General features: G+C 47.7%; 13 protein-coding genes. 5 read left to right on the top strand and 8 right to left on the bottom strand.

Annotation, left to right across the window (positions count from 1 at the left end; translation table 11 throughout):
* Positions 1-57 precede the first annotated feature (57 nt).
* The 6 genes from lon to E5354_RS01425 form a co-directional block, all read right to left on the bottom strand.
* Positions 58-2,487 carry an endopeptidase La gene (gene lon, locus E5354_RS01450; RefSeq protein WP_123396564.1) on the bottom strand — a complete coding sequence of 810 codons (2,430 nt, stop codon included), beginning with the start codon at positions 2,485-2,487 and terminating at the stop codon, positions 58-60.
* Between the two features lie 131 nt (positions 2,488-2,618).
* Positions 2,619-3,923: a threonine synthase gene (gene thrC, locus E5354_RS01445; protein ID WP_135946166.1), complete on the bottom strand. Its 1,305-nt coding sequence runs from the start codon at positions 3,921-3,923 to the stop codon at positions 2,619-2,621.
* 26 nt (positions 3,924-3,949) lie between these two features.
* Positions 3,950-5,158 (bottom strand): cofactor-independent phosphoglycerate mutase, encoded by a 1,209-nt coding sequence (locus E5354_RS01440; protein WP_135946165.1) that lies wholly within the window; start codon positions 5,156-5,158, stop codon positions 3,950-3,952.
* 24 nt (positions 5,159-5,182) lie between these two features.
* On the bottom strand, positions 5,183-7,618 hold the full coding sequence (gene thrA / locus E5354_RS01435) for a bifunctional aspartate kinase/homoserine dehydrogenase I (protein WP_123396561.1): 2,436 nt from the start codon (positions 7,616-7,618) through the stop codon (positions 5,183-5,185).
* A 151-nt stretch (positions 7,619-7,769) separates the two neighbouring features.
* Positions 7,770-8,162: a lipocalin-like domain-containing protein gene (locus E5354_RS01430; RefSeq protein ID WP_135946164.1), complete on the bottom strand. Its 393-nt coding sequence runs from the start codon at positions 8,160-8,162 to the stop codon at positions 7,770-7,772.
* Positions 8,159-9,619, bottom strand: coding sequence for a capsule assembly Wzi family protein (locus tag E5354_RS01425; protein ID WP_135946163.1), 1,461 nt, complete (start codon positions 9,617-9,619; stop codon positions 8,159-8,161). Before E5354_RS01425 ends, E5354_RS01430 begins: the two co-directional genes overlap by 4 nt.
* A 281-nt stretch (positions 9,620-9,900) precedes the next feature.
* Between E5354_RS01425 and E5354_RS01420 the strand changes: the two genes are divergently transcribed.
* The 5 genes from E5354_RS01420 to E5354_RS01400 all read left to right on the top strand — a co-directional run bounded on the left by E5354_RS01420 (position 9,901) and on the right by E5354_RS01400 (position 14,423).
* Positions 9,901-10,401, top strand: coding sequence for a hypothetical protein (locus E5354_RS01420; protein WP_135946162.1), 501 nt, complete (start codon positions 9,901-9,903; stop codon positions 10,399-10,401).
* A 143-nt stretch (positions 10,402-10,544) separates the two neighbouring features.
* Entirely contained in the window at positions 10,545-11,219 is a 675-nt protein-coding gene (locus tag E5354_RS01415) for a DUF6249 domain-containing protein (RefSeq protein ID WP_135946161.1), read from the top strand.
* The gene (locus E5354_RS01410) at positions 11,209-11,730 is read left to right on the top strand and encodes an RNA polymerase sigma factor (protein ID WP_238337335.1); all 522 of its coding nucleotides are present in this window, start codon (positions 11,209-11,211) and stop codon (positions 11,728-11,730) included. The genes E5354_RS01415 and E5354_RS01410 overlap by 11 nt, the downstream gene beginning before the upstream one ends.
* Before the next feature lie 23 nt (positions 11,731-11,753).
* Entirely contained in the window at positions 11,754-12,101 is a 348-nt protein-coding gene (locus tag E5354_RS01405; protein WP_135946160.1) for a hypothetical protein, read from the top strand.
* Between the two features lie 165 nt (positions 12,102-12,266).
* Positions 12,267-14,423, top strand: coding sequence for an elongation factor G (locus E5354_RS01400; protein ID WP_123396557.1), 2,157 nt, complete (start codon positions 12,267-12,269; stop codon positions 14,421-14,423).
* 75 nt (positions 14,424-14,498) lie between these two features.
* Here the strand turns inward: E5354_RS01400 and E5354_RS01395 are convergent, their stop codons facing one another.
* Both E5354_RS01395 and gmd read right to left on the bottom strand, forming a co-directional pair.
* Positions 14,499-15,443 (bottom strand): GDP-L-fucose synthase family protein, encoded by a 945-nt coding sequence (locus E5354_RS01395; RefSeq protein WP_289860137.1) that lies wholly within the window; start codon positions 15,441-15,443, stop codon positions 14,499-14,501.
* 37 nt (positions 15,444-15,480) lie between these two features.
* Positions 15,481-16,569: a GDP-mannose 4,6-dehydratase gene (gene gmd, locus E5354_RS01390; RefSeq protein WP_135946159.1), complete on the bottom strand. Its 1,089-nt coding sequence runs from the start codon at positions 16,567-16,569 to the stop codon at positions 15,481-15,483.
* Positions 16,570-16,628: the final 59 nt, after the last annotated feature.

Below are 16,628 nucleotides of genomic sequence, written 5' to 3'. Positions count from 1 at the left end.
AAAATGTAGTGTTTAACTTAAATACATTTAAACACTACAAAATGTTTATCATTGATGCTATAACTCGCGACAATGTGCTACTTTTTCATCCAGCAACGCCTTATCGATAACCTCCATCACTGTTTTCACGTAGTGGAACGTAAGGCCCGATATGTACATGGCATCAATGTCCTCCACATCCTTACGATTTTCAACCGAAAGGATTATGTCGGTTATTCCGGCACGCTTGGCGGCAAGAATCTTCTCCTTTATACCGCCCACAGGCAACACTTTGCCTCGCAGAGTAATTTCGCCTGTCATGGCAAGGCATGAACGCACCTTGCGCTGCGTGAAGGCCGAAACAATGGATGTTGCCATAGTTATGCCGGCCGACGGTCCGTCCTTGGGGATAGCTCCTTCAGGGACATGCACGTGAAGCTGATATTTCTCAAACAGCTCGTCGTCTATACCCAGCTCAAGTGAATGGCTCTTTACATACTGTAAGGCTATCGCAGCCGACTCCTTCATTACGTTGCCGAGATTACCGGTCAATGTCAACTTGTCGCCTTTGGCTCGTGACAATGACGACTCGATGAAGAGAATCTCACCGCCTACAGCCGTCCAGGCCAGTCCTGTGACAACACCGGCAAACTCATTGCCCTCATAGAGATCCTTGCTATAGCGTTCAAGCCCGAGATAACCCTTAAGATGCTTGGGTTGTATCTTGTGAGGATATTTCTCCTTAAGCATCAACGCGAGCACAATCTTGCGTATAATCTTGGAAATCTGCTTTTCAAGCTGTCGCACACCGCTCTCCGAGGTATAGTTCTCGATTATATGTGCTATGGCCTCGGGAGTGAACGATAATTGCGACTTCTTAAGCTTGAACTCCTTCAAAAGCCGGGGTATTATGTGACGATTGGCTATCTCAATCTTCTCTTCAAGCAGATAACCCGAAAGGTCGATAATCTCCATTCGGTCGAGAAGCGGCTGCGACAATGTCGTCAATGTATTGGCAGTGGCAATGAACAGCACCTTCGATAAGTCGTAATCGATGTCGACATAGTTGTCGTGGAATCGGCAATTCTGTTCAGGGTCGAGCACCTCAAGCAGCGCAGCCGAAGGATCGCCCTTGAAGTCGCTGCCTATCTTGTCGATTTCGTCGAGCAGCAATACGGGATTGGAAGTACCGGCACGCTTTACGGCATCGATTATACGGCCCGGCATCGCTCCTATATAAGTGCGACGGTGTCCGCGTATTTCAGCTTCGTCATGAAGGCCGCCCAACGATACACGCTGATATTTGCGTCCGAGCGAGCGCGCCACCGATTGGCCCAACGAGGTCTTTCCCACTCCGGGAGGTCCTACAAGGCAGAGAATCGGAGCCTTGCCCTCAGGGTTGTTAAGCAGCACGGCTATCTGCTCAAGGATACGCTCCTTGATCTTGGGAAGTCCATAATGGTCGGCATCAAGGATATCCTTTGCCAGATTGAGATCGGTATTCAAGTCAGAATACTTGTTCCACGGCAATTCAAGCAGGGTTTCTATATAGGAATATTGAACCGAATAGTCGGGGCTTTGCGGATTCAATCGTCCCAGTTTGTCAAGCTCCTTGTCAAACACGGCAGCTACATTGGCCGGAAAATCAATCTCATCAGCCTTACGACGGAAAGCAGTCAGATCGTCATCGTTATCACCGTATAGCTCTTGGCGTATAGCTTCCATCTGCTGTTGCAGGAAAGCGTGACGCTGCTGCTGGTCAAAACTTTGACGGGCACTTGACTGAATTTCTTCGGCCACAAGCAGCATCTGCTCCTGACGCGTAAGCTGCGCAAGCAACTCTTTGGCTCGCTCCTTCACGTTGTCCTCAAGCAGAAGGGCCATCTTTTGGTCGGTGGGGAACGGCGATTGCGTACAGATCATGTTGACAAGACCGATAGGGTCAGGGAAATTCTGAACATTCAGGAAAAATTCCTGCATTCCGTCCATGTCCTTGAGCAATCGCAATGTAAGATTCTTTATGGCCTGAACAACGGCGACAAAATCCTTGTCATTACGGCGCGGCTTAACATCCTTTACAATTTCCACCTTTGCAGCGAGAGCATTTCCTCCGGCAGTATTGTTTTCAGCGCTATCAAGTATATGGAATTTATCGCGTGCACGTATAATCGCAGTGTGGCCTCCATCGGGAAGGTCAAAAATCTTGATTACATCGGCAATCGTTCCATAATCATATAGAGATTCAATAGTCGGAGCATCATCCTCAGGATTGCGCTGACACACAATGCCTATCGGATTCTTGGAATCGAGAGCATACTGCGCCGTGAATTGAGAGCTTATCCTAACGAGTGAAATAGGGATTGTAACACCCGGAAACAGGACAAGATTCTGAGTCGCGAGCAGTGGCAGCGCATCAAGGTCAGGCTCGGCATTGAACTTTGAAGGATCTATGTCGATTTGTCCTAATGAAATTATCTTATGATTGTTGTCTTTATCGGAGTTGTTCATTTAAAAATACCGCTAATTTATTACAGAAATCACTTTACAGCAAATTATGTGCCAAAGTTACACAACATTGGTGACTCCACGAAATGTGAAGCCACCAATGTTTATCTTTCGCCAAGAAATTGGCCGTCGTGCTACAATGAGAGCAGATACTTCTTGAATGCCGGGAATTGCTTGTTAAGACGCACCGTCGACTTCTCGCCACGCATGAACGCCTCAAGTCGTGCCGGAATCTTGACACTGCCGTCAATGATTGAATCAACCGTTTCCTTGAATTTGGCAGGATGGGCAGTTTCAAGGAATATACCCGTTTCACCGGGCTGCAGATACTCATCCAATGCCCTATAGGCCACAGCTCCGTGAGGATCGAGAATATAACCCTTTTCGGCATAAACGTTACGCATCGCATCGGCAATCTGCTCGTCGGTATAGGTGCATCCGCTTATATCGCCCACAATGGCATCGTGTGACTTGCCGTAAAGGTCGAGAATACGTGCAAAGTTGGACGGATCGCCCACATCCATGGCATTGGCTATCGTAGCTATGGACGGACGGGGATTATATTTACCTGTCTTCAGATATTCAAAGAATACATCATTGCGATTGTTGGCGGCAATGAAACGATGTACGGGCAAGCCCATGCGCTTGGCAATCAGTCCGGCACAGATGTTGCCGAAGTTACCGCTCGGTACGGCAAACACTACCTTGTCGGCCGACTTGCCTGAACCTACAAGACGAGCATAGGCATGGAAGTAGTAGAACATCTGCGGAAGGAATCGGGCTACATTTATAGAGTTAGCCGATGTCAGTTTCATGGCATCATTCAACTCCTTGTCCATGAATGCCGACTTAACGAGAGCCTGACAGTCGTCAAATGTGCCGTCGACCTCGATAGCCGTCACGTTGCATCCAAGAGTAGTGAACTGTGCTTCCTGGATGCGGCTGACCTTGCCCTTGGGATAGAGGACAAACACTCTCACTCCGGGAACATTCAAGAATCCGTTGGCAACAGCGCTTCCTGTGTCGCCCGATGTAGCCACAAGCACATTTACATCCTCATTGCCCTGCTGACGGTTGAAATATCCGAGCAAACGGGCCATGAATCTTGCACCTACATCCTTAAATGCAAGTGTCGGGCCATGAAAGAGTTCGAGAGCGTACTTGTCGGAATCCACCTCAACAAGAGGTATATCGAAGTTAAGTGTGTCGTTGACGATTGTCTGAAGGGTCGATGACTCGATATCGTCACCAAACAGCGTGTTTGCCGCCACATACGCTACATCCTGTAACGACATATCGCCTATGTGGCGAAAGAATGCCGAAGGTATCGTGGGAATGCGTTCAGGCATATAGAGGCCACGGTCGGGAGCAAGTCCCCTCACGACGGCATCCTTCAATGATGTCTTGGGCGATTGTCCGTTGGTACTATAGTAATTCATAATTAAAAGCTATGTGTCGTTGTGGTTTATTTTATCAGTGATTTAATGAACTGGCTGCCTGTCAACAATCCGTAATCTCCATCCGCTGCCGACTTTTCGGAAAAGACCGTCACATCGTCGGGAGTGTCACCGGGTCGGTATATAAGGAACGGCACAGGAGCCGATGTGTGGGTGCGCAGCCTGCATGGAGTGGGATGATCGGGCAACACCGCCACGGCAACAGGTTCATCCATTTCGGAAACAGCATCCATTAAAGGACGCAGAATGCGGTTGTCGAGATACTCTATGGTACGCTTCTTCAACTCATAGTCGCCTTCATGTCCGGCTTCGTCACTTGCCTCCACATGGAGGAATACAAAGTCAGCGCCGTTACGCAACGCATCTATTGCCGCCTGAGCCTTTCCCTCGTAATTGGTGTCATAAAGCCCGGTGGCACCCTCCACATATACAGGTTTCAGACCGGCATAGACTCCGATACCGAAAATCAGGTCAACGGCCGAAATCACCACGCCCGACTTAATGCCGAACTCCTCGGTCATGGGGCGCATCGACGGACGATAACCCGGCGACCAGGGCCAGATGCTGTTGGCACAATCCTTGCCCTCGGCCTTGCGTCGTAGATTTACAAGATGTGACTCAAGTATCTTCTGCGAACGCAATATAAGTTCATTTAACTTGCATGCGGTGGCCTCGGCTTCAGGCACATCGGCTTTCACCATGACATCGGTGAACACCGCACCCGGCACATCATGAGGAGGCGTGCACGACACTCTCTTGTCGCCGCCTTTTAAAATCAACAGATGACGATAGGACACTCCGGGATAAAACTGCACGGTGTCATCGCCGAGTTCATGCTGAAGCGTGGCAATTATTTCGTGGGCTTCTTCGGTGGAAATATGTCCTCCCGAATGATTTTTTATGCGCCCGTCGGATATACAAATCAGATTGCACCGCATAGCCATGTCACCAGGCTTTATGTCAACGCCCATGTTGGCGGCCTCAAGGACACCTCGGCCCTCAAACACCTCCGGCACATTGTAGCCAAGTACCGAAAGATTGGCTATCTCACTTCCGGGATGAAATCCTTCAGGCACGGTTATAAGTTGTCCGACACGACCTTTGCGTGCAAGCATATCCATAACCGGAGTGTCAGCGGCCTCAAGCGGAGTCTTGCCGCCCAATTCGGGGATAGGCTCATCGGCCATGCCGTCACCAAGAACTACTATATATTTCATAACAAACAAGCTGATTGAATAAATCTATCGGATATTGGCAATGCCGATAATATCCGAGAAAACTCCGGCTGCAGTAACTTCAGCGCCGGCACCATACCCCTTTATGGCCATGGGATATTCATTGTAACGCTCGGTAGTGAGCAGTATCACATTGTTGCTTCCTTCGAGATGATAGAACGGATGCACCGAGTCGACACGCTGTAATCCCACACTTACCGCTCCGTTGTCAAGCGTAGCGACAAATCGGAAATGATGTCCCTCCTTCTCGGCCTTGGCGCGATAAGCCTCAAACTCTTCGTCAAGCTCGCCAATAGTAGCAAAGAAGTCGTCCAACGAACCCTCAAAGTATTTCGCGGGTATGAAAAGGTTGGCCACGACATCGCTCTGCTCAACACGATAACCGGCTTCACGGGCAAGAATCACAATCTTTCTTATGACATCCTTTCCGCTAAGATCAACCCTTGGATCGGGCTCGCTGTATCCGGCCTCCTTGGCCTTCATTATGGCCTTGCTCATGGGTATGTCGCTGCTGAGTATATTGAAAATGTAGTTGAGAGTTCCGCTGAGCACGGCCTCGATTTTCAATATCTTATCACCCGAATTGATCAGGTTGTTTATTGTGTTGATAATAGGAAGTCCGGCTCCTACATTGGTTTCAAAGAGAAACTTGACATCCTTCTTGTTGGCGATACGCTTCAACTCGATATATGACTCATAGTCCGACGACGCTGCAATCTTATTGGCTGCAACCACATTTATATTGTGACTCAGCAGGTCGGCATAAAGAGCCGCTATTTCCTGACTGGCCGTACAATCGACAAACACCGAGTTAAATATGTTCATGCCAATGACTCCGTTACGTATATTCTCGGGAGTCGCCTCGATGTCCGACTCGGCCAATCGGGCCTGATAATTCTCCGTATCAAGGCCTTCACGATCGAAGACACATGTGTGAGAATTGGCAATGCCCACAAGGCGCAGCCTCAACGCTTTATTCTCCAACAGATTTTCCTGTTGTGCGTGTATCTGTGAGAGCAAATTGCTGCCCACATGTCCTACTCCGACAACAAACAGGTTTAAGACCTGAGTGTCAGATAAGAAAAAACTGTCGTGAATTACGTTTAAGGCCTTTCTGAGGTCCTTAAGTTCGATTACAAAAGAGATGTTGGTTTCCGATGCACCCTGCGCGCAGGCTATTACGCTTATACCGTTACGTCCGAGTGTATTGAACAGCTTGCCGGCAATACCCGTGGTGTGCTTCATGTTCTCGCCCACGATGGCTACAGTGGCAAGATTGTGCTCGGCAGTGATTTCGCTGAGAGTTCCCGACTGCAATTCGGCATTGAACTCCTCGCGAAGCACCTCAAGCGCATGGTCGGCATCGCCGTTACGCACCGCAAACGAGGTGTTGTTCTCACTTGCAGCCTGACTCACAAGGAACACCGAAATGCCGTTCTTGGCAAGCGCGTTGAATATACGTGAGTTAATTCCAATCACACCTACCATACCAAGACCCTGAACGGTTATCAGGCACGTATCATTGATTGACGATATACCCTTGATGGCCTTTCCTTCGGGCGACGGATGCTGCTCGCTGATGCAGGTGCCGGGAGCCGTGGGATTGAAGGTATTCTTGATGTATATCGGTATATTCTTATGGAATACGGGGTATATTGTGGGAGGATAGATGACCTTTGCGCCGAAATTACACAACTCCATCGCCTCGGTAAATGAGAGATGGTCGATAATAAGGGCGTTGCTTATTACCCTCGGGTCGGCAGTCATGAATCCGTCGACATCGGTCCATATCTCAAGCACTTTTGCATCAAGCGCAGCAGCAAGAATGGCAGCCGTATAGTCGGAACCGCCTCGGCCGAGATTGGTGACATCTCCGGCATTATCACTTGCTATGAATCCCGGAACAATGACCACATCGTACTTCAGGTCATCAAATATGCCGTGAACAAGACGCTGTGTCGTGTCATTGTCGAGCACGTGCTTGTTCCATTGCTTTTCGGTCTTTATGAAGTTGCGGCTGTCAAGGTGTATCGCTCCGTCGATAATCTTCGATATTATGACCGACGACAATCTTTCGCCATAGCTCACGACTATATCAAGCGTGCGATCGCTCAAATCCTTAATCAAGCTTATTCCGCGATAGATGTTGCCAAGCTCCTCAAGCAAAGGATTGACCATTGACAACAAGTCGAGCTGTAATGCCTGAGGCACTATGCCTTCTATTACTTGATGGTGGCGTTCAACAATGCGCGCATAATTGTCAAGATAGGATATGTCACCCTGAGCGGCAAGTCGCGCAGTGTTAATCAGTTGGTCGGTAATGCCTCCGAGTGCGGAAACCACTACGATTACAGGTTCCTCCTGACCTTCCACAATGGACTTTACATTGCGCAGGCTTTCAACAGTACCCACTGATGTTCCACCAAATTTTAGTACTTTCATTCTTACAATTAATAAATATATTTTTAGGGGAATGCAAAGTTACGGTAAAACTATGTTTTATGAAAATTTGATTGCAACATTTTGCATAAAACGGCGAATCAATTGCTATTTATTGCAATTTTTTCGCATTTTGCTTTCAAATATGCATTAATCAGAATTTCCTGAAATCAATTATTGCATAATCCGACTGCAGCGTCATTTTCGACGACGAGAGAGCCCTGATTTTGAAGTCGACAGCGGTGCCGTTGATTCCGTACAATTTCAGATTCTCGACATTGCCATTGGGGAACTCTATCTTTATGTCGTCGCCCTTATATGTGAAGTTTCCGGCAATAGAAGGCCCCCCGACACTGCGCAGATTTATTGTGTGCAGGAAAAAACAATAATAGGTGCGTTCAGGTGTAGCAACACTGCCATCGGTGTATTCAATCTTCATTATCTGCCACTGTCCGTCAAGGTCACCATTGATTGAACGCTTGGCGCATCCCGACAGAACCACAGTCATGACCATGGCCATGACCAGTTGAATTAATTTATATCTCATAGCCATCCGGTTTTTCTTAATGTCAACATAACTCCCTTACTGTTTCCGAGAAGAGCGCCTCGATCCATGCCGAATGATAATGTTGAAGAGAATCCTTCAAGCCATTTAGGCGAATAGGTAAGTTCCAATAGACCATTGTAATTATTTTCGACATTGTGGAAAGGAACTGAATAGGTACCCCAATTGCGGGTAAACGAGAATAAGAGCCTGTAGCTCAACTCCGGCAACGGATTTCCGGCTATACCGAAATGATGACCTATAACACGATTGCTACGGAACGAAATGTCGCCGTCCCTATTATATATAGGTGAAATGATAAGCGGATTTCCTATACCCATGCCCCAGTGCTGCCATCCGGTGTATATTCCGTGATTATAGTAATTGTCAACACCACTCACCTGCTCAGGTATTTCGGGTGTGTGATCCCAATACACCGGCCCACTCTGGTCCTTTGTATAAAGATATTCGTAAACAAATGTGCTGATTACAGGATTCTTCGGGAATGCAACCTCAAGGCCCCATAGCCCATCCTTCCAGGTGTATTCAAAGAACATCTGCGAATGATCCTCGAAGAAGTGCTCATAATAAGCCTTCAATCCCCAGTCGCGACCGGGATACCATGTAGCGCAAAGGCTCCATTCGCCGACATGATTTCCATATACATTAGTCTGCTCTCCCATCGGAGTGCTCGAATCGCCACCCGAAGGGAAAAACACTTTTATAATATCCTTTAAACCGTTGGGCATATTGATTACACGATCGCCGGTTATGGAGCGACCTCCAAACTGCGCAGCCATCTCAAGTCCGCCCTCGATATAGAACGGAAGGCGGTTCAGATCGCCGAATCGTAGATAAATACCCTTAGAGTGGTACCATACATGCTCGGTGCGTTTTTTACCCGGTGCGGCAAAATCACGCTGCCAGCCATCATCGGTGAATCCTCCGTAAGCCACATATCCTTTTACGGCAAGCCAGTCATTGGTCCACGGAACTATGGTATAGTCGGGAATGCCTGCACGTATCTGAGGTATTGGACGGGCATTGCCCGAATATAACATATTACCACTGCTGAGCTTGGGATTGTTGAATTCCCCTACCCGCTCCTTGCTACCTACACTCAGGCCAAGACAGCGATACTTTATGTCGGCATACAATTGCTGAATTATAAACGATGATGTGAAATTATAGGCTACTGCCAAATCGGCACCGAAGCCATAGGAAAATTTCTGATCCTTGTCGATATCGCGAAAAATCCCGGCTCGAAGATAACCGTTGTTCTTTTCGATTGACGACAAGCCCTGCTTGTTGTTTAACAACCAGAAAGGAGTGTTTTCCCCGCTGCTGAAACTTACCGCCCCCTCGGCACGGTAATGCAGCCCGTCTATCGCATAGGCTGATGTCGACATGAGCATTGATAGTCCGGCGACAAGCGTAATGATAGGAAAGCTTTTTCTCATTTTAATATCTAATAGTAAATTGCACGCAAAGTTAAGCATTTGTAAATACTCTTACAACTCCTATATATTCCTAAATGTTTATCTTAATCACCTAAAAAGCGCAATTTACGCACTAATCAGCGGCTTTATTTGTAGGGTTAGAATATTTATTCTATATTTGTACGTAGCCAATTTTTATAATCACAGTTACAATAATATCAATTATGATAACCTCTACTCAATCTGACAAAGTGCGTCACATTATCGCAATTATTCCGACAATAGCAATTGCATGCGCAATCATGATGTCATGCACCCCATCGACCAACAATGCCGCCGAAAAAGCTGAATTATCCGAAATGACATCGTCAACATCCAATGACTCCATACAAAACGAAGAGCTGAAGATGTTCTTGGTACGCGGTGTCGACATGAACTCAAAAGCAATAACTGAAGGCAACTTCATCTGGATGGGCGACCTGCCGCAATCCGACCAACCTGACTCCTATTACGACGGATTCACCTTACCCATAACCAAGAGTATCATAACCGGAAAGAAATCGGTTATCAACGCTCTTGCTCCCAATGCAAGCTGCTTTATAATCGACGGGAAACAATATCCAAAGGAGAAATACGACTCACTTCCGGCCTATCGTTTTCAACGGGTCGACATAAAGGGCGACACATTAATAATAGAAACCCGATATGCTCTCGACGAACCAAATTCCGATGTGACACTCGCCATCGATGAAGAGAGCCGACTCTATCGCCGCGAAAAATTCGGGCCCGGTCTACATGAATAACCGCCAATGTCACGAGGCTTGCTGTCAACAGCTGGCCTCGTGACATATTATATAACCATGCGTTATCACAAAAATTTTTACAATCAGTGCAACCTTTTTAACCGGCACCGCATCTAAAGGTAAAACAAACAAAAAAACTTACAATGAAAACAAAACTGATCTTCACTGCAGCATTAGTAATGCTTCTGTTTAACCTCTCATCATGTAAAGGAAAGAGCGACATTTCCTATAATGAACAGGTAGGAAAGGAAATCATCGAAAGCATTCAGGAAGCACTGACCGAAATAAACGACTCCACATTCAACGACATCAACATCGTCGCCGATGAAGATGGAGATGGAGTAGTAGTCGTGAAACGTTCGGGATTAAATGCCGACGAAAACGGTAACATCAACATGAAAATAGATGTAAATGTAGAAGATGACACATCTTCGCCTTTTACCGATGCTTTTGCCGCCATATTCCTGATAATCCTATTCTCTTTCTTCAGCCCGGTGACAATCGTATTCATCGTATTCTATTTCCTATATCGTAATAAGCGCGACCGAAACCGAGTGATCGAAACTTCACTGACAACAGGTCATGAATTGCCTAAAGAGTTTTATGCTCCGTTCAATCCTCACCGTCGGTTGCAATCGGGAGTGGCCTATATGGCTTGGGGTATAGGACTGTTCATATTCTTCATGTGCATAGACTCAGACATAGCATGGCTATGCATCATACCCTGCATCATCGGAATCGGAAAGCTTATAGCTTACTTCTTATACGAACACAAAGGACAAAAAGCAAAATGCAACGAACTGAGCAATGTTGAGTAAATGGGATGAGCTTCGATTGATTGCTCGATGCGTGGCGGGTGACGACCGCCATGCATTCGAGCGGTTGGTCGACGAATATAACGACGGATTGCGTCGCTTCCTGCTCAACTTGACACTCGGCGACGCTTGCCTGACCGACGACCTGGCTCAAGAAACCTTTTTAAAGGCTTATCTGTCGCTTCGCTCATTTCAAGGACTTGCCCGATTCAAGACATGGCTGTATCGAATAGCCTACAACGAATACTACTCCTATATGCGCAAGCTGAAAGAGGAGTATCCCGAATCGGAAACGCAACACGACATAATGGATTCATCAATCGAACACAATGATGCAAAAATGGATGTCGAACGCTGCCTTAAAGTCCTCAACGAAACCGAACGCTCCATCGTATTGTTATTCTACATGGAGGATCGACCGATAAAACAAATCTCCGAGATAACAGGATTGCCGCCCGGCACAATTAAATCACACCTTTCGCGTTCAAAAGCGAAAATGGCAAAAGTATTTTAACTTGACAAAAACAATGACTGACAATGATTGACAATAATTCAAAAAACAATACGCTTGACGATCGGCAGTTGAGTCAGCTGATGAAGGAGAAGCTTCCTGCAGCACCGGCCAATCCTTGGTTCACCCGCAAGGTCATGAACCGACTGCCTGCCAAGGATCCTCACATATACTCCTGGATAGAGTACACGGCCTATGCCATTGCATTAGTGGCGCTGATAGTGTTCTGGTGCATTTTCTACAACGACATCAAAGAGTCGGGCAAACTGACTATTGACGACATCAAGACCTATGTCGTAATGGCCGCTCTAAGCGTAGTTCTGTGCATAGGATTCATCGCTCCGAAGGTGCGACAATGGCTCGCCGAACCATAATTAGACCTTGAGGTACGGGGGCTAAAAGTCCCCCGATTACACCTTGTAATTTTTATTTTGTGTTTTGTAACATATTCATGTTTGTAGCTTTTTTCAAAATTATTTTATAATTTGCGGCTCGTAACTAAATAAAACGAATATTTACATTCAAAATTCTCTAATAACATGAAGGTTTACGAAACTAACGAAATCAAAAACATTGCTTTGCTTGGTAGCAAAGGCTCTGGGAAAACCACACTCGCTGAAGCTATGCTTTACGAGTGTGGAGTTATAAAACGTCGCGGCAGCATTGAAGCTAAAAACACTGTCAGTGACTATTTCCCGGTGGAGAAGGAGTATGGATACTCTGTGTTCTCTACCATTTTTTATGCCGAATTCCTCAACAAGAAACTGAACGTAATCGACTGTCCGGGAAGCGATGACTTCGTAGGCAATGCCATTACAGCTCTAAATGTGACTGATACCGGTGTAATCCTCATCGACACTCAATATGGTGTAGAAGTGGGAACACAGAACATCTTCCGCACAACTGCCCAGCTGAAGAAACCGGTAATTTTCGCTATGAACCAGCTCGACGGAGAGAAGGCCGACTATGACAATGTAATCGAACAGATGACCGAAATTTTCGGCCCCAAGGTTACACCCATCCAATATCCCCTATCGGTAGGCCCCGGCTTCAACGCAATGATCGATGTGCTGTTGATGAAGAAATATTCATGGGGGCCTGATGGAGGCGTACCCACAATCGAGGAAATTCCTGCCGAAGAGATGGAAAAAGCTCAGGAACTCCACCAGAAACTCGTTGAGGCTGCCGCCGAAAACGATGAAACATTGATGGAAAAGTTCTTTGACCAAGGACATCTTTCCGAAGATGAAATGCGCGAAGGCATTCGCAAGGGTCTTGTTGACCGCTCGATATATCCCGTATTCTGCGTCAGCGCACTCAAGGACATGGGTGTACGCCGCATGATGGAGTTCCTTGGCAATGTCGTTCCTTTCGTAGAAGATATGCCGGCTCCGGTCGACACTGAAGGCGATGAAGTGAAGCCCGACAGCAAGGGCCCGCTCTCGTTGTTCATGTTCAAGACCACCGTAGAGCCTCACATCGGTGAAGTAAGCTACTTCAAGGTGATGAGCGGAACACTCACTCCGGGTGTCGACCTCAACAATGTCGACCGAGGATCCAAGGAGCGCATAGCTCAGATATTCTGCGTTTGCGGACAAATCAAGACACCCGTCGACAAGCTTTGCGCCGGTGACATAGGTGCAACTGTTAAGTTGAAGGATGCACGCACAGGCAACACCCTTGACGAGAAAGGTTGCGAATATCGCTTTGATTTCATCAAGTATCCCGCGCCCAAGTATCAGCGCGCCATTCGCCCCGTTACCGAGAGCGACGCCGAGAAACTAAGCGAGATTCTCACCCGTATGCACGAAGAGGATCCCACATGGCAGGTTGAACAGTCAAAGGAGCTTAAGCAGACAATACTTTCAGGACAGGGCGAATTCCACCTCCGCACACTCAAATGGCGTGTCGAGAACAACGACAAGCTGCCCATCGTGTTTGAAGAGCCCAAGATTCCCTATCGTGAAACAATCACAAAGGCAGCTCGCGCCGACTATCGCCACAAGAAGCAATCGGGCGGTGCCGGACAGTTTGGTGAAGTTCACCTGATCATTGAGCCTTATACCGAAGGCATGCCGGCTCCCGACACCTATCGTTTCGGAAATCAGGAGTACAAGATGAACGTGCGCGACACTCAGGAGATTCCTCTCGAATGGGGCGGCAAGCTAATCATTCACAATTGTATCGTGGGTGGTGCTATCGATGCCCGATTCATTCCCGCAATCGTGAAAGGATTGATGGACCGCATGGAACAGGGCCCGCTGACCGGTTCTTACGCACGCGATGTAAGAGTATGCATTTACGACGGTAAGATGCATCCGGTTGACTCTAATGAAATCTCATTCCGCCTCGCAGGCCGTAACGCATTCAGCGAAGCATTCCGCAACGCCAATCCCAAGATTCTGGAACCCGTATACGATGTCGATGTCATGGTTCCTGCCGATGTCATGGGCGACGTGATGAGCGACCTTCAGGGACGACGCGCCATAATAATGGGTATGTCCAGCGAAAACGGATTTGAGAAGATTCAGGCACGTGTTCCCTTAAAGGAGATGTCATCCTACTCTACCGCACTCAGCTCAATCACCGGCGGACGCTCTTCATTCACTATGAAGTTCTCGTCCTACGAACTCGTTCCCGGCGATGTTCAGGAGAAGTTGCTTAAGGCCTACGCCGAGTCCAACAGCGAAGAATAACAATTCCAATCTTGACATAATGGAAATAGGCGATGCCGGTCGGCATCGCCTATTTTTCGTTTGCCTGTGCGGCAATTATCGTTCTGCTCTTATGGGATTGGAGAGAAAATCATCGTAGGCAAGCCTGATACCGTCCTCCAGTTCAGTCTTGTAACGCCATCCGAGAGCCGTAGCCTTGCTTACATCAAGCAATTTACGCGGAGTTCCGTTGGGCTTTGTCGCATCCCATTCAATCTCGCCCTCATAGCCAACCACCTTTGCCACCAGTTCGGTGAGCTGCTTTATCGTCAGCTCCTTTCCGGTACCGGCATTCACGGTTTCATTACCGCTATAGTTGTTCATCAGGAACACACACAAGTTGGCAAGGTCGTCGACATAAAGAAATTCACGCAATGGCGACCCGTCACCCCAGCATGTCACTGTCGACGCACCCGACTCCTTGGCCTCATGGAATCGCCTGATAAGAGCCGGCAATACATGACTGTGGGAGGGATGATAGTTGTCGTTTGGACCATATAGATTGGTAGGCATTACCGAAATGTAATCAGTGCCGTACTGACGATTCAGGAACTCACAATATTTAAGTCCCGAAATCTTGGCAAGGGCATAAGCCTCGTTAGTCTTCTCCAGTGCCGATGTCAACAGGCAGCTTTCGGGCATCGGTTGCGGTGCCATGCGGGGATATATGCATGACGAGCCCAGAAATTCAAGCTTCTTGCACCCGTTGCGCCATGCGGCGTTTATCACATTCATCTCAAGCATCATGTTGACATACATGAAATCGGCAAGCGCACTCTGATTCGCCTCTATGCCGCCCACCTTCGCCGCAGCCAGAAACACATATTCAGGCTTCTCAGCGGCAAAAAAGTCATTCACATCAGCCTGATTGACAAGATCAAGCTCGGAGTGAGTACGCGTTATAATGTTTTCATAACCCTGACGCTCAAGCTCTCTCACGATTGCCGATCCCACCATTCCACGGTGTCCGGCAACATATATCTTTGAATTATGCTCCATGATTTAAAAATAAGTCACAAGCCACAGGTCATAACTTAAACTATTTCACAATTCCTTTTTCCAGATACTCTTCAAGATTCATCTTCACCTGTTCGCCGGCTCGCTCCACAGCCACCTTGGCCATATCGGCATCAACCATCAAGTTGACAAGCTGTTGGAATGAAGTCTTCTGAGGATTCCAGCCAAGCATCTTACGAGCCTTTGTCGGGTCACCCCACAGGTTCACTACATCGGTAGGACGATAGAAATCGGGCGACACCTCCACGATAACCTTTCCTGTCTTAGTGTCTATGCCCTTCTCATCGGCACCTTCACCTTCCCAACGAAGATTGATTCCAACACGACTGAACGCAAGCTCGCAGAACTCCCTTACTGAGTGCTGTTCACCTGTAGCAATCACATAATCGTCAGGCACCGGCTGCTGCAATATCAGCCACATGCACTCTACATAGTCGCGGGCATAACCCCAGTCGCGCAACGACGACAGATTGCCGAGATAAAGCTTTTCCTGCTTGCCCTGTGCAATGCGCGCGGCAGCAAGAGTGATCTTGCGCGTTACAAATGTTTCACCGCGTCGTTCACTCTCATGATTGAACAGAATTCCCGAGCAACAGTACATCCCGTAAGCCTCTCTATACTCCTTCACAATCCAGAAGCCGTACAGCTTGGCAACCGCATAGGGACTGTAGGGATGAAACGGTGTCAACTCATTCTGAGGCACCTCCTCAACCTTGCCGTAAAGCTCCGATGTCGATGCCTGATATATGCGGCAAGTGTCGGTCAGGCCGCACTGGCGCACAGCCTCGAGGATGCGCAACACTCCTGTAGCGTCGACATTGGCAGTGTACTCGGGTGTGTCAAACGACACCTGCACATGACTTTGTGCCGCAAGATTGTATATTTCATCAGGGCGTACCTTGCCAATTACCTGCAGCAGGCTCATCGAGTCGCCAAGATCGGCATAATGAAGATGGAAATGCGCCCTTCCCTCAAGATGGGCGATACGCTCACGATAGTCCACCGACGAGCGTCGTATTGTTCCATGTACATCGTAGCCCTTTTCAAGGAGCAATTCAGCCAGGTAGGAACCGTCCTGCCCCGTAACGCCTGTTATCAACGCTTTTTTCATAAATATATCTGTCTAAAATTTATGTCACTTATAAAAAATTCATGCCAAATTACGAAATA

Origin of the sequence: Muribaculum sp. NM65_B17 (genome assembly GCF_004793735.1) — a bacterium.
GTDB classification, from domain to species: Bacteria; Bacteroidota; Bacteroidia; order Bacteroidales; family Muribaculaceae; genus Muribaculum; species Muribaculum gordoncarteri.
This window is presented reverse-complemented; position numbering and strand designations above follow the sequence as displayed.

Bases quoted from the DNA above. Each gene is read 5' to 3' on its own strand.
- E5354_RS01430 (WP_135946164.1), bottom strand. From the start codon at position 8,162: ATGAGATATAAATTAATTCAACTGGTCATGGCCATGGTCATGACTGTG.
- E5354_RS01415 (WP_135946161.1), top strand. From the start codon at position 10,545: ATGAAAACAAAACTGATCTTCACTGCAGCATTAGTAATGCTTCTGTTT.
- thrA (WP_123396561.1), bottom strand. From the start codon at position 7,618: ATGAAAGTACTAAAATTTGGTGGAACATCAGTGGGTACTGTTGAAAGC.
- lon (WP_123396564.1), bottom strand. From the start codon at position 2,487: ATGAACAACTCCGATAAAGACAACAATCATAAGATAATTTCATTAGGA.
- E5354_RS01405 (WP_135946160.1), top strand. From the start codon at position 11,754: ATGATTGACAATAATTCAAAAAACAATACGCTTGACGATCGGCAGTTG.
- E5354_RS01410 (WP_238337335.1), top strand. From the start codon at position 11,209: ATGTTGAGTAAATGGGATGAGCTTCGATTGATTGCTCGATGCGTGGCG.
- thrC (WP_135946166.1), bottom strand. From the start codon at position 3,923: ATGAATTACTATAGTACCAACGGACAATCGCCCAAGACATCATTGAAG.
- gmd (WP_135946159.1), bottom strand. From the start codon at position 16,569: ATGAAAAAAGCGTTGATAACAGGCGTTACGGGGCAGGACGGTTCCTAC.
- E5354_RS01400 (WP_123396557.1), top strand. From the start codon at position 12,267: ATGAAGGTTTACGAAACTAACGAAATCAAAAACATTGCTTTGCTTGGT.
- E5354_RS01440 (WP_135946165.1), bottom strand. From the start codon at position 5,158: ATGAAATATATAGTAGTTCTTGGTGACGGCATGGCCGATGAGCCTATC.
- E5354_RS01420 (WP_135946162.1), top strand. From the start codon at position 9,901: ATGATGTCATGCACCCCATCGACCAACAATGCCGCCGAAAAAGCTGAA.
- E5354_RS01425 (WP_135946163.1), bottom strand. From the start codon at position 9,619: ATGAGAAAAAGCTTTCCTATCATTACGCTTGTCGCCGGACTATCAATG.